This is a genomic window from Qipengyuania profundimaris, from assembly GCF_030717945.1.
Taxonomy (GTDB): Bacteria; Pseudomonadota; Alphaproteobacteria; order Sphingomonadales; family Sphingomonadaceae; genus Qipengyuania; species Qipengyuania profundimaris.
Genome location: NZ_JAVAIM010000001.1, coordinates 1812126 through 1831385 on the forward strand (window position 1 = coordinate 1812126; position 19260 = coordinate 1831385).

Annotated in this window: 19 protein-coding genes; 10 read left to right on the forward strand and 9 right to left on the reverse strand. The window is 61.6% G+C overall.

What is annotated here, in order from left to right:
- Positions 1-7: 7 nt before the first annotated feature.
- From Q9K02_RS08955 to mazG, 8 genes are all read left to right on the forward strand, one after another.
- A complete protein-coding gene (locus Q9K02_RS08955; protein ID WP_305932585.1) occupies positions 8-1174 on the forward strand; it encodes a D-alanyl-D-alanine carboxypeptidase family protein in 1167 nt (388 codons plus the stop codon).
- Positions 1171-1809 (forward strand): dTMP kinase, encoded by a 639-nt coding sequence (tmk, locus tag Q9K02_RS08960; RefSeq protein WP_305932586.1) that lies wholly within the window; start codon positions 1171-1173, stop codon positions 1807-1809. Before Q9K02_RS08955 ends, tmk begins: the two co-directional genes overlap by 4 nt.
- The gene (locus Q9K02_RS08965; RefSeq protein ID WP_305932587.1) at positions 1809-2756 is read left to right on the forward strand and encodes an AAA family ATPase; all 948 of its coding nucleotides are present in this window, start codon (positions 1809-1811) and stop codon (positions 2754-2756) included. The genes tmk and Q9K02_RS08965 overlap by 1 nt, the downstream gene beginning before the upstream one ends.
- Complete coding sequence (gene metG, locus Q9K02_RS08970; RefSeq protein ID WP_305932588.1) at positions 2749-4308, forward strand: methionine--tRNA ligase; 1560 nt, start codon at positions 2749-2751, stop codon at positions 4306-4308. Before Q9K02_RS08965 ends, metG begins: the two co-directional genes overlap by 8 nt.
- Entirely contained in the window at positions 4308-5084 is a 777-nt protein-coding gene (locus tag Q9K02_RS08975) for a TatD family hydrolase (RefSeq protein WP_305933483.1), read from the forward strand. The genes metG and Q9K02_RS08975 overlap by 1 nt, the downstream gene beginning before the upstream one ends.
- Positions 5081-5848: an MBL fold metallo-hydrolase gene (locus Q9K02_RS08980; protein ID WP_305932589.1), complete on the forward strand. Its 768-nt coding sequence runs from the start codon at positions 5081-5083 to the stop codon at positions 5846-5848. Before Q9K02_RS08975 ends, Q9K02_RS08980 begins: the two co-directional genes overlap by 4 nt.
- Entirely contained in the window at positions 5845-6012 is a 168-nt protein-coding gene (locus tag Q9K02_RS08985; protein WP_278328640.1) for a hypothetical protein, read from the forward strand. The genes Q9K02_RS08980 and Q9K02_RS08985 overlap by 4 nt, the downstream gene beginning before the upstream one ends.
- A 117-nt stretch (positions 6013-6129) precedes the next feature.
- Positions 6130-6906 carry a nucleoside triphosphate pyrophosphohydrolase gene (mazG, locus tag Q9K02_RS08990; protein ID WP_305932590.1) on the forward strand — a complete coding sequence of 259 codons (777 nt, stop codon included), beginning with the start codon at positions 6130-6132 and terminating at the stop codon, positions 6904-6906.
- On the opposite strand, the gene hflX is transcribed toward mazG, so the two are convergent.
- From hflX to dusB, 7 genes are all read right to left on the reverse strand, one after another.
- The gene (gene hflX / locus Q9K02_RS08995; protein WP_479692277.1) at positions 6903-8240 is read right to left on the reverse strand and encodes a GTPase HflX; all 1338 of its coding nucleotides are present in this window, start codon (positions 8238-8240) and stop codon (positions 6903-6905) included. The genes mazG and hflX overlap by 4 nt on opposite strands.
- On the reverse strand, positions 8219-8761 hold the full coding sequence (gene hfq, locus Q9K02_RS09000) for an RNA chaperone Hfq (protein ID WP_305932591.1): 543 nt from the start codon (positions 8759-8761) through the stop codon (positions 8219-8221). Before hfq ends, hflX begins: the two co-directional genes overlap by 22 nt.
- A gap of 165 nt (positions 8762-8926) precedes the next feature.
- Positions 8927-10312 (reverse strand): nitrogen assimilation response regulator NtrX, encoded by a 1386-nt coding sequence (gene ntrX / locus Q9K02_RS09005; protein ID WP_305932592.1) that lies wholly within the window; start codon positions 10310-10312, stop codon positions 8927-8929.
- A 23-nt stretch (positions 10313-10335) separates the two neighbouring features.
- A complete protein-coding gene (locus tag Q9K02_RS09010) occupies positions 10336-12549 on the reverse strand; it encodes a sensor histidine kinase (protein WP_305932593.1) in 2214 nt (737 codons plus the stop codon).
- 61 nt (positions 12550-12610) lie between these two features.
- On the reverse strand, positions 12611-14023 hold the full coding sequence (ntrC, locus tag Q9K02_RS09015; RefSeq protein ID WP_305932594.1) for a nitrogen regulation protein NR(I): 1413 nt from the start codon (positions 14021-14023) through the stop codon (positions 12611-12613).
- A gap of 9 nt (positions 14024-14032) precedes the next feature.
- On the reverse strand, positions 14033-15094 hold the full coding sequence (locus Q9K02_RS09020; protein ID WP_305932595.1) for a two-component system sensor histidine kinase NtrB: 1062 nt from the start codon (positions 15092-15094) through the stop codon (positions 14033-14035).
- Positions 15091-16110, reverse strand: coding sequence for a tRNA dihydrouridine synthase DusB (gene dusB / locus Q9K02_RS09025; protein ID WP_305932596.1), 1020 nt, complete (start codon positions 16108-16110; stop codon positions 15091-15093). The genes Q9K02_RS09020 and dusB overlap by 4 nt, the downstream gene beginning before the upstream one ends.
- 76 nt (positions 16111-16186) lie before the next feature.
- On the opposite strand from dusB, the gene Q9K02_RS09030 reads away from it, so the two are divergent.
- The gene (locus Q9K02_RS09030) at positions 16187-17329 is read left to right on the forward strand and encodes a bifunctional 2-C-methyl-D-erythritol 4-phosphate cytidylyltransferase/2-C-methyl-D-erythritol 2,4-cyclodiphosphate synthase (RefSeq protein WP_305932597.1); all 1143 of its coding nucleotides are present in this window, start codon (positions 16187-16189) and stop codon (positions 17327-17329) included.
- A 10-nt stretch (positions 17330-17339) separates the two neighbouring features.
- Complete coding sequence (locus Q9K02_RS09035; RefSeq protein WP_305932598.1) at positions 17340-17843, forward strand: CinA family protein; 504 nt, start codon at positions 17340-17342, stop codon at positions 17841-17843.
- Here the strand turns inward: Q9K02_RS09035 and Q9K02_RS09040 are convergent.
- Both Q9K02_RS09040 and lipA read right to left on the reverse strand, forming a co-directional pair.
- Complete coding sequence (locus Q9K02_RS09040) at positions 17804-18262, reverse strand: type II toxin-antitoxin system RatA family toxin (protein ID WP_305932599.1); 459 nt, start codon at positions 18260-18262, stop codon at positions 17804-17806. The two genes, Q9K02_RS09035 and Q9K02_RS09040, sit on opposite strands and share 40 nt — an antisense overlap.
- Entirely contained in the window at positions 18262-19203 is a 942-nt protein-coding gene (lipA, locus tag Q9K02_RS09045; protein WP_305932600.1) for a lipoyl synthase, read from the reverse strand. The genes Q9K02_RS09040 and lipA overlap by 1 nt, the downstream gene beginning before the upstream one ends.
- Positions 19204-19260 lie beyond the last annotated feature (57 nt).

Sequence of the window (19260 nt, forward strand, 5' to 3'; positions counted from 1 at the left end):
GAACCGCATGCGCAAACACCTGACTTTTCTTTCGGCATTGGCCGTCACGGTCGCGACGGCTGCGGGAGCGCAGCGGCCCCAGTCCGAAATCGAACCAGCAGTCCCCAGCGTCGAAGCGGCGCCGATCGCCTATCTCATCGATGCCAAGAGTGGGCAGGTGCTGTTCTCGCGCGAGGCCGATCGCCGGTTCATGCCCGCCTCGATAACGAAGACCATGACGACCTTCCTGGCCTTCGAATGGATGGAAGAGGGCCGGCTCTTCCCGCAACAGGTCTTTACCGTCCGTCCGGAAACTTTCCGCAAATGGCACCGCGTCGGATCGACGATGTTTCTGCCGGCCGATGCACGGGTCACGGTGGACGACCTGCTTCACGGGATCACCACCATCTCCGCCAATGACGGATCCATCGTGCTGGCCGAAGGTGCGGCTGGCACGCTGGGGGACTGGCTTGCGGCAATGAATGCCAAAGCCAGCGAGATCGGCATGACCGACAGCCGGTTCGGGACGCCGAATGGCTGGATGGACGAGGGCGGAACATTCACTACCGCGCGGGATCTGGCGCTGCTCGGTCAGACGATGATCGCCCGCCATCCGTCCAAATATGCGCACTTTTTTGGAGCGACCGGTTTCGAGTACAACGGCATTGCCCAGCGCAACCACGATCCTATCACGGGCGTCGTGCGCGGGGCCGACGGGATCAAGAGTGGTTTCACCAATCAGGCCGGCTATGGCTTTCTCGGCTCCGCCGAGCGAGATGGCCAGCGGCTGATAATGGTGGTCGCGGGTAGTCCGCGCGGAACGATGCGTAACGAGGCCGCCCGCAAGTTGCTCGAATGGGGTTTCGGGTCCTTCGATAGCAAGCTGCTCGCGCCAGCAGAGCAGCGGATCGCGACCGCACGCGTGCAAGAGGGGTCAGCGCGATCCGTCGGCCTTCATGCTCGGGGACCGGTCCGGATCGCCACTCCGCGCGGGAAAGATCCTAAGGTGACGCTTTCAATTCGTTACGAGGGCCCCATCCGCGCGCCTGTAAGCGAGGGCGAGCGGATCGCGGAATTGATCGTCGACATCGAAGGCATGCCCGAGAGCCGCATCCCTCTCTATGCGGAGCGAGATGTCGAAGTGGCCGGCCCGGTTCAGCGCTTGGTCAATGGCTTTGTCGGTTGGGTATCGTGACGAGCGGACGCTTCATTGCTTTCGAAGGTGGGGAGGGCATGGGCAAATCGACTCAAGCCCGCATGCTTGCAGACGCACTCGAGGCGCGAGGCGTCTCCACTTGTCTAACGCGCGAACCGGGCGGCACATCGGGCGCCGAGGCCATCAGGGGCTTGCTTCTCGATCCTCCCGGCGAAGGCTGGACGAAGGAAGCCGAGGCCCTGCTTTTCGCGGCCGCAAGGGCGGATCATGTGGCGCGGCTTATCCGACCTGCGCTGGAAGAAGGACGATGGGTCGTCTGCGACCGTTTCCTGGACTCGAGCAGGGCTTATCAGGGGGCCGGGGGAGGACTCGGGGACAAGACCGTACGCGAGTTGCACGCAATCGGCAGTGACGGGCTGCTGCCAGACATAACGCTTGTCATCGATGCAGAAGCCGCGGAGGTCGATCGGCGACTGACCGAACGCGACGGCGGGTTTTCCGACGCCATCGGGGGAAGAGCGGCAGAGTATCATGCGTCGGTCAATGCCGCTTTTCGTGACTTCGCCGTGAAGGAGCCCGACCGCTTCGCACTGATCGATGGTTCCGGTTCCATGGAAGACGTCCACGCTCGTGTACTCCACGCGCTCTCACCTTTGTTCGTCGAGAGCCATTGATGCTCCTCGGCCATCAGGACGCCTGGTGCGAATGGCGCGAAGCCGGGAAGGGCAGCCGGATGCATCACGCATGGTTGCTCGCTGGCCGAAGGGGCGTGGGCAAGGCGAGTTTCGCTGCGGCCGCGGCGCGCGAACTGCTCGACGCGTCCACAGAACTGGAGCACCATCCCGACATCCTCCTGCTCACACACGAACCGAAGGACGATAAGGAAGAACGCAAGCGCGCCGATGGCAAACCGTTCGAACTCGCGCGTAGCATTCGCATCGCACAGGTCAGGAGGATGCAGCAGCGGCTGACGACTCGACCGACGGCGGGCAACCGCCGCGTCATCATCATCGACCCGGCGGACGATCTTGAGCGGAACGCAGCCAATGCTTTGCTCAAGAGCCTGGAGGAGCCGCCCGAGGGGACGTTCTTCCTGCTCGTAGCCCATAGTCCTGCCCGGTTACTGCCGACGATCCGCTCCCGCTGCCGCGTCTTGCGTTTTCCGGTCGTGCCTCATGGGGCGATGGCTTCGCTTCTCGCCGAGCTTGCGCCTGGAGCCGATCAGGCAACGCGAGACGCAGCCGTTTCCGCTGCGGCAGGATCGCCCGGTGCAGCGCTGTCCTTCGTCGACCTGGATCTCGGCAAGACTGCCACGCTGATGCGCAACATCCTCGAAACCGGGGACCCGGACTTCGCGTTGCGCGGCCGACTTGCCGGGGCGATCGGCGCGCGTCCGGATCGCGAACGCTTGCAAGCCGTCCTCGACCTTGCGCGCTCGGCACTGGCGGACAGATTGGAAGCGCAAACGGGATCTACGCTCGCGCTTATAGACGCACACAGCGAACTTGTGCGCCTCACCGGCGAACAGCCGACCTATAATTTCGATGCAGGGCTGCTCGCCATGGAAATCGGCACCTTGCTCGCCAAGGCGGCTCCGGCTAGCGAGCGGGCCAATGTCTGAACCCTATTATATCACCACCGCGATCCACTACCCGAACGGTAAACCGCACATCGGCCACGCCTACGAGACCATCGCAGCCGATGTGATGGCGCGTTTCCAGCGTCTGCGCGGGCGAGAAGTGCGCTTCCAGACCGGCACGGACGAACACGGCCTGAAAATGGCCCAAAAGGCTCGCGACCTCGGCCAGACTCCGCGGGAGCTGGCAGACGAAATGTCCCTTGCCTTCAAGGATTTGTTCGACGTTCTAAATATCTCGTACGACCGCTTCATCCGTACGACCGACGCCGATCACCACCGCGCGAGCCAGGCGATCTGGGAAGCGATGGAGGCCAAGGGCGATCTCTATCTCGATCGCTATGAAGGTTGGTATTCGGTCCGCGACGAGGCCTATTACGACGAGAAGGAACTGATCGAAGGGGATCGGGGCGAGAAGCTGTCTCCACAAGGAACGCCGGTCGAATGGACCGAGGAAGAAAGCTGGTTCTTCCGCCTGTCGAACTATGCCGAGCCGCTCCTGGAATTGCTGCGAAAGCCGGGTTTTCTCGAGCCGACAAGCCGCCGCAACGAGATGATCGCTTTCGTCGAGCGCGGATTGCAGGATCTCTCCGTCAGCCGCACGAGCTTCGACTGGGGCGTGAAGGTTCCTGGCGCCGATGGGCACGTAATGTATGTCTGGGTCGATGCGCTGACGAACTATATCACCGGTCTCGGCTATCCCGACGGCGGCGAGCTGTGGGACACATTCTGGCCGGCCGATCTTCACCTGATTGGCAAGGACATCGTACGTTTCCACACGATTTACTGGCCCGCCTTCCTCATAAGCGCCGATCTACCATTACCGAAGAAAGTCTTCGGCCACGGCTTCCTGCTGAATCGCGGCGTGAAGGAATCGAAATCGGCCGGCAATGTCACTGATCCGATGGAACTTGCCGAAACCTTCGGTGTGGATGCGCTCCGCTATTTCCTGATGGCCGAAGTGACCTTCGGACAGGATGGCAGCTATTCCGCGGAAGCTCTTGTAACCAAGGTAAATGCCGAGCTTGCGAACAGTTTCGGCAATCTGGCGCAGCGCACACTGTCGATGGTGGCGAAGAACATGGACGGCAAGCTGGAAGCTTTCGATTCTACAGGCGACGACAAGGCGCTGCTGGCTAAAGTGCGCGACGCCTGCGCCGTCACGCTGCCGCAAGAGTTCGAGGCGCTCAATTTCTCGGTTGGGATCGAAGCCTGGCTCCGCGCGGTCTTTGCCTGCAACCAATATGTGGACGAACAGGCCCCTTGGGCGCTGAAGAAGACCGATCCGGAGCGCATGAAGGCAGTGCTCCAGACATTGCTCATCGCGATCCGCGACCTTGCCGTCGCGATCCAACCCGTCGTCCCCGAAAAAGCGGCAGCTGTGCTCGATCAGCTTGGCGTCCCCATGGAGCAGCGAAATTTCGCCGCGCTTACCGACGAAAGCTGGTTCATGGCCAATGTGGCTTCCGGACGACAGATCGAAAAGCCGACGCCCGTATTCCCGCGGCTTGAACTCCCTGAAGTGGAGGCCGCGTGATGCTCGTCGATAGCCATTGCCATCTCGAATACGAAGGCCTGGTAGAGGATCAGGCAGCCATCCTTGATCGAGCTCGCGAGGCCGGGGTCGCGGCGTTCCTGAATATCTCGACTAAGCAGTCGGAATGGGCGCAGGTCGTGAGCACGGCGGAGCAAACTGCCGAAGTTTTTGCTAGCGTGGGCATTCATCCCCACAATGCCGACGAGCATCTCGATCTCAAGCGGGTGGAATTGCTCGCGGCTACGAGAAACCCGAAGGTAGTCGGTATCGGGGAAACCGGGCTGGATTACTATTACGACCATTCGGACCGCTCGGCGCAACAGCGGCTATTCCGCATGCATATCGATGTGGCGCGCGAGACCGCATTGCCGGTCATCATCCACACCCGCGACGCGGAAGATGATACGCTTTCCATTCTCGAGGACGAGCTGGGGCAGGGGGCCTTCCCCGCGCTGATCCATTGCTTCACCGCTTCGGCGGAGTTTGGCGCACGGGTGCTGGAAATGGGCCTATCGATCTCGATCTCGGGCATCGTGACCTTCAAGAATGCCAAGGACTTGCAGGAAATTGCGAAGACCATTCCTCGCGATCGGCTGCTGGTCGAAACCGATAGTCCGTTTCTTGCTCCGGTCCCGCATCGCGGCAAATCCTGCGAGCCGGGATATGTGCGTGACACTGCCGAATTTCTCGCGGAACTGCGCGGCGAGAGCCTTGACGACCTCGCCGCTTATACGACGCGCAATTTCTTCAGCTTGTTCAGCAAGGCGACGCAGTGAAACTGCTGATGCTCGGCTCGGGCACCTCGACCGGGGTGCCGCGGATCGGCAACGATTGGGGCGAATGCGATCCCGGCGAGCCGCGGAACCGGCGCAGTCGTGTTTCCATCATCGTCCAGAACGATGCTGGCCAGCGGATCTTGGTCGATACCTCGACCGATCTGCGGAGCCAGCTGCTGGCGAACGATATCGACAAGGTGGACGCCGTTTTCTGGACGCATGATCACGCCGATCATTGCCACGGAATCGATGACCTGCGTGTCATGCGCTACGACCGCAGCAATCCACTGCCTGGGTTCGCGAGCAAAGTAACCTGCGAGCGTCTGCGCCGTAGGTTCGATTACGTTTTCGAAGGGCAGTTCGGGTATCCGACGCTCATTAGCTTGCAAGAAGTTACGGAAAAACCACTGGTTGTGGGGTTTTCTTTCGATTACGTCGAAATGCCTCACGGGCCCGTCACCAGCACCGGTTTCCGCTTCGAAGCGGACGGCCGTTCGCTGATCTATGCAACCGATTTCAGCGAGATAACCAAGGAGATGCTTCGTTGTTTCCAGAACGCGGATCTCCTTGTGGTCGATTGCCTTCGCCGGAAGAAGCATCCGACGCATGCCAACCTGGAAATGGCGCTTGAACTTGGTCGGAAAACGAAGGCGCGAAAAACCGTCCTAACGCATATGGACAAGAGCATGGACTATCGGAGTCTCTGTGCCGAGGTACCGGCTAACGTGCTGGTCGGTTACGATGGCCTGGAGATGGCGGCATGAACGAGTATCAAATCGTCTCGCTGATTTCTTTGACAGGCTTTCTGATCTTGATTGCCGCTGGCTTCGCCAACCGGGACGTCAGCTGGCGCAAGGGGTTGTTCATGGCGGGGGCTTGGGCTGGCATTTTCGCGATCGTTATCCTCGTGATCGACATTGTCAGCTGATCATCGACCACCCCTTCATTTTACATAATATATATTATCACTCCAGTTGACTAAATGCGGTGGAAGGTTCCCGCTGGGCCCCTTTCTCGACCGGAAGCGTCAGGCTATTTCGTCTGCATGACCGCTCAACTGAACCGTCTTCTCGCAATCATGGCGCGGCTACGTGATCCGGAACGCGGCTGCGAATGGGATACGGCGCAGACGTTCACCACCATCGCGCCCTACACGATCGAAGAAGCCTATGAAGTCGCAGATGCCATCGAGCGGAATGACATGGCGGATTTGCTTGGAGAACTCGGTGACCTGCTGTTCCAGGTCGTCTTCCATTCCCGGATGGCGGAAGAGTTCGGCCACTTCGCATTCGACGACGTTGCCAAAGACGTTTCGGACAAAATGGAAGCCCGTCATCCGCACATCTTCGGGGACGAAGGCGGCGTGATGGAAGATAGTCGCTGGGAAGATCTGAAAGCCGCCGAACGCGAGGCAGGTGGATCGACCAGCGCGATGGATGGCGTCGCAAATGCGTTGCCGGCGCTGTTGCGCTCCTACAAATTGCAGAAGCGCGCGACACGGGCCGGATTCGACTGGCCCGATACCGCCGGACCGATCGAAAAACTTCAGGAAGAACTTGGCGAACTTGATGAGGCGGAGAGCGATGACGAACGTTTGCTCGAAGCGGGCGACGTCCTATTTGTCGCAGTCAATATCGTGAGGCGCTACGGCGTCGATCCCGAACAGGCTTTGCGAGCTTCGAATGCGAAATTCGAACGGCGCTTTCGCCACATGGAGCGCCTTACCCGGTCGGAGGGGCGCGAATTTGCTAATCTTGCGCTCGACGAGCAGGAAGACGTCTGGCAGAAAGTGAAAGCGGCCGAAAAAGGCCCGAACGCTTAGTCCTGCAGACTTTGAAAGCGTCCGTATTCCTTATCGGACAGTTTCACGACCAGACTGCGCCGCCCGTTATCGCCCTCCTGCTCGTCCGAGAGTACGTGGCCGTGCTGGTGCAGCCAGGCGAGAGCCTTCCCCTCGTCGGCTTCCAGCGTGATCTCGTGCTCGCGTGATCCTGCCGTAAGGATGGCATCGACGCGGGAAAGGAAGTCATCGATCCCTTCTCCGGTCAGCGCGGAAATAGCGACCACGTCCTTGTCTGCGGAGGCAACTTCCTCGAGTTCGGCTCGCTCCTCATTAGATAGAAGATCCAGCTTGTTCCACACCTCAAGGATCGGGATTTCGCTCCCCTCGCCCTGCTCGCCTACTACGCCCAAATCGGCGAGAACCTGCAGCACCTGCTTCTTTTGCGCATCGCTCGACGGATTCGACATGTCGCGCACATGGCAGATGACGTCCGCTGCGGTCACCTCCTCCAGCGTGGCGCGGAACGCCGCCACCAGTTGTGTCGGCAGATCGGAAATGAAGCCGACAGTATCCGACAGGATCGCCTTCTCCACGCCCGGCAAGGCGATGGCGCGCATCGTCGGATCCAGCGTGGCGAAAAGCAGGTCTTCGGCCATCACTTCGGCCCCGGTCAGGCGATTGAACAGTGTGGACTTGCCGGCGTTAGTGTAACCGACGAGAGCGATCACCGGCCAGGGCGCACGTTCGCGACGTTCCCGATGCAGCCCACGCGTCTTTCGGACCTGTTCCAATTCCTTGCGCAAACGCCCCATGCGCTGGCGGATCATCCGACGGTCGGCCTCGATCTGGGTCTCGCCCGGGCCGCCCAGGAAGCCGAAACCGCCGCGCTGCCGCTCGAGGTGGGTCCAGCTTCGCACAAGACGGCTCTGCTGGTAGTCGAGGTGGGCGAGCTCGACTTGCAGCCGACCTTCGGCAGTGGCCGCACGTTCGCCGAAAATCTCGAGGATAAGGCCGGTTCGATCGATGACCTTGCGCTCAAGCTTTTCTTCGAGATTGCGCTGCTGGATCGGGCTCAAGGCGCCGTCGACCACCACCAGTTCAGCTTCGTCCTGTTCGCAGGCGATGCGGATGTTTTCTACCTGCCCTGCGCCGAACAGCAGGTTTGGACGCACCTCCCTGACCGGCAGGACGAAGCTTTCCGCCACGATAATGCCGATCGCGAGCGCGAGCCCCTCCGCCTCGGCCAGACGCGAGTCTGCATCGAGATCGTAGGCCATGCCTCTGATGTCAGGGCACACGACGAGGGCCCGCGCACCGCGCGACACCTCGCCCATCAGGTCGTCGTCGAAACTCAGCTGTCGTCCTCGTCCCATTCCTCGGTCAGATCGACCGGGGTGGCTGGCTGGATGGTGGATACCGCATGTTTGTATGCCAGCTGGACGTAACCGTCACGCTCCAGCAGCATGCAGAAAAGGTCGTAGGCCGCAATCTTGCCTTGCAGCATCACGCCATTGACGAGGAACATCGTCACCTGCGCTTCAGCCTGGCGTACGCGTGTTAGGAATACATCCTGCAGCAAACGCTGCTTGGCGCTTGAATTGGTGCTCGCAAACTGTTCTGCATCGACGGGTTGTGCCGGCATGATCGTGCTGATCGCGTGCTTATAGACCAGCTGCGACTGGCCGTCGCGGCGCAGCAGGATCGAAAAATTGTCGAACCAGGTCACGATACCCTGCAGCTTAACGCCTTTCACGAGGAACATCGTAACTGGCGTCTTGTTCTTACGAAGCAGGTTGAGGAAGGCATCCTGGAGATTGCCTTTGCGCTGCCCCCCGCCATCACCGGACGACGGCTTTTCGGGGCGCGGGCGCGCCGAGAGGGTTCGTTCGGACATATCTGTCTCTCCGTTGTTGGCTAACCCTCAGCGGGTCCGCAGTCTGGGGTGCCCACCACCCCCGATAATGCGCGCACCGAGCCGCGCCCTGTCAATGTGGCCCTTCATACGCGTTTTCGCAATCTTTGTATTATCTTCCGCGCGCGATAGCAGGATTTGAGAAGGCTAGTCTTTGCCGGACGCCGGTTTCTTGTCCGCCATTCCGAGCAGTTTCAGCTTACGATGAAGTGCCGAGCGCTCCATGCCGATAAAGTTGGCAGTCTTAGAAATATTGCCGGAGAAGCGCCGGATCTGGATGGCCAGATATTCACGCTCGAAATTCTCGCGCGCCTCGCGCAGCGGCGACCCCATCAGGGCTGCGACCCCGCCATTTCCGCCGAGCTTACCGCCCAGTACTTCTTCGGGAAGCATTTCAGCCTCGATTTGTTCGAGCTGTTCGCGGGGGGTGAGGATAACGGTGCGCTCGACGACATTACGAAGCTGGCGGACATTGCCGGGCCAATCGTAAGCCTGAAGCGCCGCCATCGCTTCTTCGCTGATCGTCGGAGGACGGATACCCTGTTCCGCCGCGTAATGCGTGAAGAATGTGTCTGACAGCGAGGGGATATCGTCGCGCCGTTCCGAGAGCGACGGCACCTCCACTGGAACGACATTCAACCGGTAGAACAGATCTTCGCGGAAGCGTTTCTCCGACATTTCCTTCTCGAGATCACGGGCCGTCGAGGAAACAACCCGCACATCAACACCGATCTGACGCGTGCCCCCTACCCTCACGAAACTCTGTTCGGTCAGCACCCGAAGAATACGGGCTTGGGTCGAGAGCGGCATGTCCGCCACTTCGTCGAGATAGAGCGTACCGCCGTCGGCCATCTCGAGCAGCCCCGGTCGCACCAGCTTGCCGTCAGCTTCCTCCCCGAACAACTCCTCTTCGAACCGCTCAGGAGTTATGCGTGCCGAGTTCACGATGACGAACGCCTTGTCGGCGCGCGGGCTCCAGCTGTGCAGCAAGCGCGCAGCTACCTCCTTTCCGGTACCGGCCGGACCGCTGATGAGTACGCGGCTGCCCGTGCTGGCCACACGCTTCAGAGTGGCTCTCACGGCATTGATCGCCGCCGAATTCCCGGTGAATTCGCCGTTCTGGACCATACCTTCGCGCAGCCTGCTGTTCTCACGACGCAGGCGTTCGGTCTCGGTTGCCCTCCCGACGAGGTGCAAAAGCCTTTCGGCTTCGAACGGCTTCTCGATGAAGTCGACCGCCCCACGGCTTACCGCGCTTACTGCCGTATCGATATTGCCGTGGCCGGAGAACACGATGACCGGCAGATCGGGTTCGCGCTTCTTGATCTCGTCCAGCACTTCGAGGCCATCCATGGGGCTCCCGTGGAGCCAGACGTCCAGCAAGACTAGGCTGGGCCGGCGTTCGTCGACCTGCGTAAGCGCGCTGGAACTGTCGCCGGCGGTCCGGCACTCGTAGCCTTCGTCGCTCAGCACGCCGGCTACAAGATCGCGAATGTCGCGTTCGTCGTCGACGATCAGGATGTCTAACGCCATTGGCTGCTACCCTTTGCTATGTATCATTGCGCGCCCCCCACGGGCGTTGTGAGGGGATCGCGCGCGAACCGCATCGCAACGCGCGTTCCCCCGCTTTCGAGTGAGGAGAAGGTCATCTCGCCGCCATGTTCCTCGACGATCTTGTTCACGATCGCGAGACCCAGGCCGGTGCCCTTCTCGCGGTTCGTCACATAAGGTTCGAGGATCCGATCGCGGTCCTGCGGCAGACCGATGCCATTGTCCTCGATGGCGACGTGAAGAGCGTCGTCATCCTCTTCGACCATAACTACGATCTTGCCGCGATAATCCGGCTCTGCATTCTGGGCCTTGGCCTCGGTCGCTTCGTAGGCGTTCTTCAGAATATTAGTAATCGCCTGTCCGAACTGGTGGCGATCACACTGAATGCGGATCGGGCCCTCGCTGTCGGTAAGAAGCAAATAATTCACGTCCTGATGTCCGACCTCCTGGAGAAAGAGCGATTGCCGGACGAGATCGAGCGCGTCTTCCGTACGGAACACCGGCTTCGGCAACCGCGCGAAGCTGGAGAATTCGTCGACCATCTTGCGCAGGCCGCCAACCTGCCGGACGATGGTGCTGGTTAGCTCGTCAAACAGCTCGCCATCCTCATGGATTTGCTTGCGATACCGGCGCTTCAGGCGTTCGGTGGCCAGCTGGATCGGTGTCAATGGGTTCTTGATCTCGTGTGCAATCCGGCGCGCGACATCGGACCACGCAGCCTGCCTCTGGTCGAGCAATTGCCGGGTGATGTCTTCGAAGGTGATAACATACCCTTCGGCCTCCTCGCCGATCTTCACCGCGAGCGTGAGCAGTTCACCTCGACGAGAATGGCTGACTACGCCCTGGGCAAGGCCTGCCTCGACCATGACTGCGATTTGGGGAGCCAGCTGACGTAATGTGGCGGGGCGCGGTTGGCCTACCGCGTCTTCCATCAGCATGGCCTGCGCCGGAGCGTTCATGAGTAAGACGTTCATGTTGCGGTCAATGGAGATGACGCCCGCACTCACGGACTCCAGCACCGCTTCGATAAAGCTGCGCCGCTCTTCAAGTTCATCGTTGGCGGCGAGCAAGGCATCGGTCTGCTTTTCCAGCTGCGCCGTCATCCGGTTAAACGCGCGATTGAGCAGGCCGATCTCGTCGGCTCCGGTACGGCCCTCGACGCGCAGTGCGAAGTTTCCGGCGCCGACTTTGCGAGCGGCTGCTATGAGGTCGGTGAGCGGTTCGACCTGCCTGTCGGCGAAACGCAGCGCGAACCAGACCGCCAGCCCGACCAACGCGAGACTGACGAAGAAAAGCGCAAGGTTAAATCTCAGCTGGAGAGCTCGCGCGCGCCGGGTGAGTTCGTCATAGGCAGTCGAGATGGACCGGGCGCTTTCCCAGCTCCTGAAGCTAGTCGCTTCGGCATTCCGCGCAGTGTAGAGGTAGATACCGGCTTGCCGATCGATCGGAGCCACTGCCTCGATCCTCTCCGGCGTGCCGCGCACGACGACCTGTTCCCCACGGCGAATGTCGCCAAGTGTTTCCTCGGCGAAGGGTACGGGATTGCTTTCCTCGGATAGGCCATAGGCTACGGCAGTCCGCATCGAGGAGTCGGGGAGCGCTTGCAGGATTGCGCTTTCGATCACATCGCGCGGTTGCGCCTGGAACTGGTATACGAGAGCGAAATTGGGATCGGTCACCGGAACCCGCTCGAGGATCGAGCGCATGTCCATCGCCATGGATATCGTCTCGTTGGCAAGATCGAGCTGGTTCTCTTCGTAATAGCTTTCGGCCAACTGGTTGGCATTCTCCATGAGACCGCGCGAATTATCGGAGAACCAGAAATCGACCCCGGACTGGAAGAGAAACGCGGCGAAGCCTGCCACCAGCAATGTCGGGACCGCGGCAATCATGGAGAAGAAGAACACGAGGCGCACATGAAGCCGCGCGGTGCTACCTGCGGCGCGGCGCAGGGCCAGGCGACGTCCGGCCAGAACAAGCAAGGCCATTGCGGGAATAAGCGTGCCGATGAGCAGGCCTGCGACTTGCCTGCTGGGTAGAAGCTGCCCGTTTGGCGGGGCCGCGGTGAAAGTCGCCCACGTACTTGCGACCATGACAAGAAAAGCCACCGCGAAGAAAATCTCGAGATAGCCCACGAGATTGGCCCTGCGTGACGTCACGACGAACCTGCGCCACCATCTCGGTGTGGTATTGGGCTGGACTGAAGCGGCGCTCGCCATAGTGGCAGTCTTACAACAGCGCTGTTGCAGGACTGCAAGTACAAATTCGACAAAGCGGCGGCTAGCGACGGCGCGCGAAAACTTCGGGCGCGATGTCGAGCTCACCAAGGCGCTTGCGCAGGGTGTTTCGATTGATGCCGAGCAACTGCGCAGCGCGTAGCTGATTACCTTCGGTCATCCGCAACGCATGCTCGAACAGCGGCTTTTCGAATGACGCCAGAACGGCGTGATACAGGGTGCCGTGGGAATTCCCATTCTCCGCCAACCACCCGTCTATCGCTGCACTAAATCCGGAATCAGGCGCGCCCGACCCCGTCGAAATTTCAGTGCCGATGGTGTCCGCTACGCTGTCGACATCGATGATGTCTTCACGCGCCAGCAGGGCCAGGCGAAACACCACATTGCGAAGCTCCCGCACATTGCCGGGCCAGCGCCGTGCCGCCAGCGCAGCTATGGCGTCGTCCGTGATTTGTCGTCGCGGCAGCCCCTCGCTGGCTGCCTGTCCGAGAAAATGCTTCACCAGAGCGCCGATGTCCTCGCGCCGCTCTCTCAAGGCAGGGAGCGGGATAGGCACTACGTTGAGGCGGTAGAACAAGTCCTCGCGGAACCGACCGTCCTCGATCATAGGCGCCAGGTCTCGATTGGTCGCCGCGATTATGCGCACGTCGACGCCGATTTCCTGCCGCCCGCCGACGCGCCGGATACGCCCCGATTGCAGAGCCCGCAGCAGCCGGGTCTGCGCATCGGGTGGCATATCGCCGATCTCGTCGAGGAACAGCGTGCCGCCGTTGGCCTGCTCGAATTTACCGATCTGCTGGCTGACTGCCCCGGTGAAGGCGCCGCGTTCATGACCGAACAATTCGCTTTCGAGAAGTTCGTGCGGGATCGCCGCCATATTCACCGCGACGAAGGGGCCGGTCTTGCGTGCGCCAAGCTGGTGAATGGCTTCCGCGACCAGTTCCTTGCCGGTGCCGCTCTCACCCGTGACCAGCACAGTCAGGTCGTTGCGCAGAACACGCGTGATCATCCGGAACACGCTCTGCATCGCAGGGCTGCGGCCGATCAGCGGCAGGGCGCTGTCTTCCTCGTCCCCTGGGGCACTGACCGACGGCCGGTTGGCCACGGCCTGCCGCACGGCCTGAGTCAGTTCGTCAAGATCGAAGGGCTTGGGGAAATATTCGAACGCGTGACTGTCGCTCGCGCGCACGGCGGTATCGAGCGTGTTCTGTGCCGACAGGACGATCACCGGCATATCGGGAGCCAACTCGCGCACGTGGTCGATCGACGCCAACCCGTCGCCGTCTTCCAGCATGACGTCGGTCAGCATGACGTCGAAGTGTCTCACTCCGACGAGTTCGTCTCTCCTGGCAAGGCTTTCGCAGGCTGTGACGTCATAACCTTCTTCACGTAAAGCTTCGCTGATTACTGTCGCAATCGCACGGTCGTCTTCGACCAGTAGGACGGCATGGCTCATTATGTCCCCCTAACCCGCCACCGGCAGGTTTATGCGAAAATGGGTAAGTCCATTGCGCTCGTCGCGCTCGTGGCCGATGCGCCCGCCCATATCGCGCACGAGTTTCCGCACGAGTGCGAGGCCCAGACCCTGTCCCTGTGGTTTGCTGGAAACGAACGGTTCGAACACATGATCACGGATTGCCTCGTCAATGCCTGCGCCTGCATCGGTGACTGTAATCTCGATAGGCAACCGGGTAGCTTTCCCAAGCCGGATCGCGCTGAAGACCAATCCACTGACGAACCGCGTGCGCACGGTGACCTGCGGAGCGTCCAGTTTGGCGCTCGCATCGCAGGCATTGGCGATGAGATTGATTAGTACCTGTTCAAGCGCAGCCTGGTCGGCCGCGACCGGAGGCAGCGACGGATCGAATTCCTCGATAAGTTCACAGCCTTCGATGCGACCCGCACGAACCGTTGCCATCGCATTGCGGATAGCCTCGTGCAGGTTGCAATCACCGACCACGGTGACGGGCTTGCTACCGAGTTGCTGCATGCGATCGATCAGTTCCGCAATGCGGTCCACTTCGCCGAGGATCATGCGGGCGAGCGGCTTGTCCCTCCCTTCGACCCGCCGCGCCAGCAGCTGGCTGGCACCGCGAATGGCGGACAGCGGATTCTTGATTTCATGGGCCAGCACAGCCGGAGCGCGGAGCTCCATGCGCTCGTCGTCTGCAGCGCCCGTGTCGCCCTGCCCAACATCGGAAAGCGTCAGCACACGCCAGCCCGGATGATTGTGTAGCGGAGAGCTGGTCAGATTGATCCGCCGGTCGCGGTATTTTGTGGCGAAGGACACGCCGCGAGCAATCATCTGGACATCGGACCGGTCGAGGCTCGACCGTACGCGATGGTCGGCAAGGTCCACTACGTCGGTCAGCCGCTTGCCAATGAGGCGCTGCGCGCTGGAATCGAGCATATCTTCCGCTGCGGCATTCGCCTCCACGATCATGCCGTCGGCATCGATCAACAGTACGGCAAAGATGAGGCCTGCAATTTGCGCCGCTGCGTCGGGAGCGGACGATGCTCCGCTCACGCCGCCTGCTGCCGGCGGAACGGTTCGTAGAAGCGCTCGAGTTCGCCAAGCACCTGCGCGGGATCATCGACGAAGTTCACGTGATTTCTGAACTCCGCCGAACCGCGCAAACCTTTCGTGTACCAGCCAAGATGCTTGCGGGCGATCTTCACGCCGGTCGCCGGGGTGTAATGGTCGAGCATCATCCGGTAGTGTTCTGTCACCACGGCGTATTGCTCGTCCATGTCCGGATCGGCAAGAATTTCGCCGGTGCGCCACCAGTGCATGACCTGCGACAGCAGCCAGGGTTTCCCGTAAGCGCCGCGCCCGATCATCAGCCCGTCCGCGCCGGACTGTTCGAGCGCTTTAGCCGCATCATCGATCCCGCAGATGTCGCCATTGACGATCACCGGGATCTCGACCGCTTCCTTGACCTTGCGCACGAAGGCCCAGTCGGCGCTGCCCTTGTACATCTGGTTGCGCGTGCGGCCGTGGACGGTGATCATCTTGACGCCGAGGTCTTGCGCGATCTTCGCCAGTTCCGGCGCATTGAGGTCGGAATGATCCCAACCCATTCGCATCTTCACTGTTACCGGGACGTCGACCGCCTCGACCGTCGCTTTCATCAGCCGCGTGGCCAGTTCGACCTCGCGCATGAGCGCCGAGCCGGCCAGTTGGCCGACGACCTTGCGCACCGGGCAGCCGAAATTGATGTCGATGATCGCCGCGCCATTGCCTTCCTGCAATTTCGCAGCCTCGGCCATGCTGTATGGATCGCAGCCGACCAGCTGCATCGACACCGGTTCCTCGATCGGGTCCCATTCGGCCTTCTGCACGCTGATGCGCGTCTCGCGGATTGCGGCCTCGCTGGCAATCATCTCGGTCACGTTGAGGCCGGAGCCGTAGCGGCGCACGAGCCTGCGGAACGGCAAATCCGTCACTCCCGTCATCGGCGCCAGAACCACAGGCGTGTCGATGGCTACCGGGCCGACGTGGATCGGTTTCGGCGGGACGGGAGGAAGGGGATGTGCGCTCATGCTGGAGTGTGCCTAAATATTGGGCAGCCACATAGTGCGTTGCAGCACAAACGGCAAGCCGCTAGCGGGCGAGGGCATGAGCGAAGCGCCCGCCCTCCCCCCGTTCGCCGCAATCGTGGTCGCTGCGGGGAAAGGCCTGCGTGCGGGACAGCCGCTGCCCAAGCAATTCGCGCGGTGGAGAGGCAAGGCGGTCGTCAGGCATTCGGTCGAGAGCCTGCTGGATGCCGGAGCAAGCCCGCTGGTCGTCGTGGTGCCGGAGAACGCCGAGGACGCGGTGGAAGGGGCACTCGCGGGCCTGTCCGGATACGAGGTCGTCACGGGCGGCGACACCCGCCAGCAGTCCGTGGCGAAAGGTCTGGAAGCCGTCGAGAGCGCGGATCGTGTGCTTGTCCACGACGCCGCCCGCCCCGACCTCCCCCGCGCCGTCATCGAACGGGTTCTGGCTGCACTTAGCGACTCACCAAGTGCCGTCCCGGTTCTTCCCATCACAGACAGCCTCGCCTTGGACGAAGGAGGCGTGATGGCCGGGACCGCTCCACGCGAGCAACTTCGCCGGGTCCAGACGCCACAAGCCTTTCGTTTCGACGATATTCTCGCCGCGCACCGGGCATGGACGGGCGACCCCGTGGCCGGCGACGACGCCCAGGTTTTGCGCGCGGCAGGCGGTACCGTCGCGCTCGTGCCCGGCGACGAGCGTCTCGCCAAACTGACCTATGCGGAGGATTTCGTGAGCGAGCAGCCAAGCATACGCACGGGGATGGGCTTTGACGTGCACAAACTCGCGGCTGGAGAGGAGTTATGGCTCGCCGGCGTCAAAATCGAGCACGAAAAAGGACTGGTAGGCCACAGCGATGCCGATGTCGCGCTGCATGCGGTCGTGGACGCGGTACTCGGTGCCATCGGAGATGGTGATATCGGCACGCACTTTCCGCCGAGCGACCCGCAGTGGAAAGGAGCGAGCAGCGATCGCTTCCTCGCCCACGCGGCAAAATTGATGAGCGAAGCCGGTTACAGCGTCGGCAATATCGACCTTACCATCATCTGCGAAGCGCCCAAGATTGGCCCGCACCGGCCCGCCATGCGCCAGCGTATTGCCGACTTGCTGGGCGTTGACATCGGTCGCATATCGGTGAAGGCGACCACCACCGAGCGGCTGGGTCTCACCGGCCGCGGCGAAGGCATTGCCGCCCAGGCGATTGCCACAGTGATCCGCTGCTGACGGAGGCAATATGGAGCACGGCGCTCTCCTGCCCGAGGACATCGACGAACTTGCCCGGCGAGTGGTCGAGGAAAACCGCGCGAGCGGCCGCAAAGTCGTGCTCGCGGAAAGTTGCACCGGCGGGCTGGTCGCGGCAGCGCTGACCGAAATCCCCGGCTCCTCCGCCGTGCTCGATCGCGGTTTCGTGACCTATTCCAACGAGGCCAAGATGGAGAGCCTCGGCGTGCCGCTCGACATCATCGAAACCTTCGGAGCCGTCTCGATTGCCTGCGTCTGGGCGATGGCAAAGGGTGCGCTACAGAACAGCGGCGCCGACGTGGCTGTTGCGATCAGCGGCGTTGCCGGCCCCGATGGCGGCACGACTCTCAAGCCTGTCGGAACGGTGGTGTTCGCACGGGTGGTTCGGGGTCAGGAGGGCGAACCCGACGGTGAGCTCAAGCGCTTCGAACCGACCTCACGCGCGGATATCCGCCATCAGGCGACGGTCTGCGCGCTCGAACTGCTGTTGCCGTAGAGCGCGTCGGCGCGCGCCTCGAATGCGCCCATCATCTTGCGGAATGCGCGATCGAAATATTGGCCGGCCAGCGCCTCGAACACCGCGTTGCGGAATTCGAAATCGACGCAAAAATCGACCTCGCAGCCGCTTGGTGCCGGGGTGAACGTCCAGTTGTTGTCGAGGTCTTTCAGAGGACCGTCCACGTAGAACACCTCAATATGCTCGGGCCGGCGCTTTTCGACGCGGGACGTGAAGCGCTCGCGGATCGCCTTGAAGCCGACCAGCATGTCGGCCACCATTTCGGTCTCGCTGTCCGAGCGGACCCGGGTGGCAATGACCCAGGGTAGAAATTCCGCGTAGCGTCCGACATCTGCAACCAGATCGAACATCTGCTCGCAAGTATAGGGAAGGAAGCGTTTTTCTCGGATACCGGGCATCAGCCGGCCTGCTTCACCAGCTTCGCCTCGCGCGCCGCGCGCATCTGCGCGAAATCGTCGCCCGCGTGATAGCTGGAACGCGTCAGGGGGCTCGATGCGACCTGCAGAAAGCCCTTGGCGCGGGCGATCGAGCCATAGGCAGCGAACTGCTTCGGGGTAACGAACTCCTCGACCTGCGCATGCTTCGGCGTCGGCTGGAGGTACTGGCCCATGGTAATGAAATCGATGTCGGCACTGCGCATGTCGTCCATCACCTGATGGACTTCGAGCCGCCCTTCCCCGAGCCCCAGCATGATGCCGGACTTGGTGAAGATGAGCGGATTGTGGACCTTCACTTCTTCCAGCAGACGGAGCGAGGCATAATAGCGCGCACCCGGACGGATCGTCGGATAAAGACGCGGCACCGTTTCGAGGTTGTGGTTGAAAACGTCGGGCCCTGCCTCGCAGATTTCCGCGATGGACTGCTTCATCCGGCCCTTGAAGTCGGGTGTCAGGATCTCAATGGTCGTGTCCGGCGTCTCGCGGCGCAATGCGTTGATCACCTTTACGAACTGCCCTGCCCCACGGTCAGGAAGGTCGTCGCGATCGACGCTGGTGATGACGATATGCTCGAGGCCCATCGCTGCCGCAGCGGTCGCAGTATGCTCGGGTTCGAGCGGATCGACCGGCATCGGCATACCGGTCTTGATGTTGCAGAACCGGCAGGCGCGCGTGCAGGTATCGCCGAGGATCATCACCGTAGCGTGCTTCTTGGTCCAGCACTCCCCGATGTTGGGACAGGCGGCCTCTTCGCACACCGTGTGCAGGTTCAGTTCGCGCATCAGCTTGCGCGTTTCGTGATAGCCCTTGCTGACCGGCGCCTTGACGCGAATCCAGTCGGGCTTGCGCTGGCGGGCCGGGCGTTCGCCTTCGGGCTGGGGAACTGTGGAAAGATCGTTCATGTCGCGGCCCATTTAGGCTCCTGCCCCGCCTCTCGCAAGCCGCGCCTCTTGCCATCC

Excerpts from the sequence above, each read along its gene's own strand:
- Q9K02_RS08975 (WP_305933483.1), top strand. The coding sequence starts at position 4,308 with ATGCTCGTCGATAGCCATTGCCATCTCGAATACGAAGGCCTGGTAGAG.
- metG (WP_305932588.1), top strand. The coding sequence starts at position 2,749 with ATGTCTGAACCCTATTATATCACCACCGCGATCCACTACCCGAACGGT.
- ntrX (WP_305932592.1), bottom strand. The coding sequence starts at position 10,312 with ATGGCGTTAGACATCCTGATCGTCGACGACGAACGCGACATTCGCGAT.
- ntrC (WP_305932594.1), bottom strand. The coding sequence starts at position 14,023 with ATGAGCCATGCCGTCCTACTGGTCGAAGACGACCGTGCGATTGCGACA.
- Q9K02_RS09010 (WP_305932593.1), bottom strand. The coding sequence starts at position 12,549 with ATGGCGAGCGCCGCTTCAGTCCAGCCCAATACCACACCGAGATGGTGG.
- dusB (WP_305932596.1), bottom strand. The coding sequence starts at position 16,110 with ATGAGCGCACATCCCCTTCCTCCCGTCCCGCCGAAACCGATCCACGTC.
- Q9K02_RS08965 (WP_305932587.1), top strand. The coding sequence starts at position 1,809 with ATGCTCCTCGGCCATCAGGACGCCTGGTGCGAATGGCGCGAAGCCGGG.
- Q9K02_RS09030 (WP_305932597.1), top strand. The coding sequence starts at position 16,187 with ATGAGCGAAGCGCCCGCCCTCCCCCCGTTCGCCGCAATCGTGGTCGCT.
- Q9K02_RS09040 (WP_305932599.1), bottom strand. The coding sequence starts at position 18,262 with ATGCCCGGTATCCGAGAAAAACGCTTCCTTCCCTATACTTGCGAGCAG.
- Q9K02_RS08955 (WP_305932585.1), top strand. The coding sequence starts at position 8 with ATGCGCAAACACCTGACTTTTCTTTCGGCATTGGCCGTCACGGTCGCG.
- mazG (WP_305932590.1), top strand. The coding sequence starts at position 6,130 with ATGACCGCTCAACTGAACCGTCTTCTCGCAATCATGGCGCGGCTACGT.
- Q9K02_RS08985 (WP_278328640.1), top strand. The coding sequence starts at position 5,845 with ATGAACGAGTATCAAATCGTCTCGCTGATTTCTTTGACAGGCTTTCTG.
- lipA (WP_305932600.1), bottom strand. The coding sequence starts at position 19,203 with ATGAACGATCTTTCCACAGTTCCCCAGCCCGAAGGCGAACGCCCGGCC.
- hflX (WP_479692277.1), bottom strand. The coding sequence starts at position 8,240 with ATGGGACGAGGACGACAGCTGAGTTTCGACGACGACCTGATGGGCGAG.
- hfq (WP_305932591.1), bottom strand. The coding sequence starts at position 8,761 with ATGTCCGAACGAACCCTCTCGGCGCGCCCGCGCCCCGAAAAGCCGTCG.
- Q9K02_RS09035 (WP_305932598.1), top strand. The coding sequence starts at position 17,340 with ATGGAGCACGGCGCTCTCCTGCCCGAGGACATCGACGAACTTGCCCGG.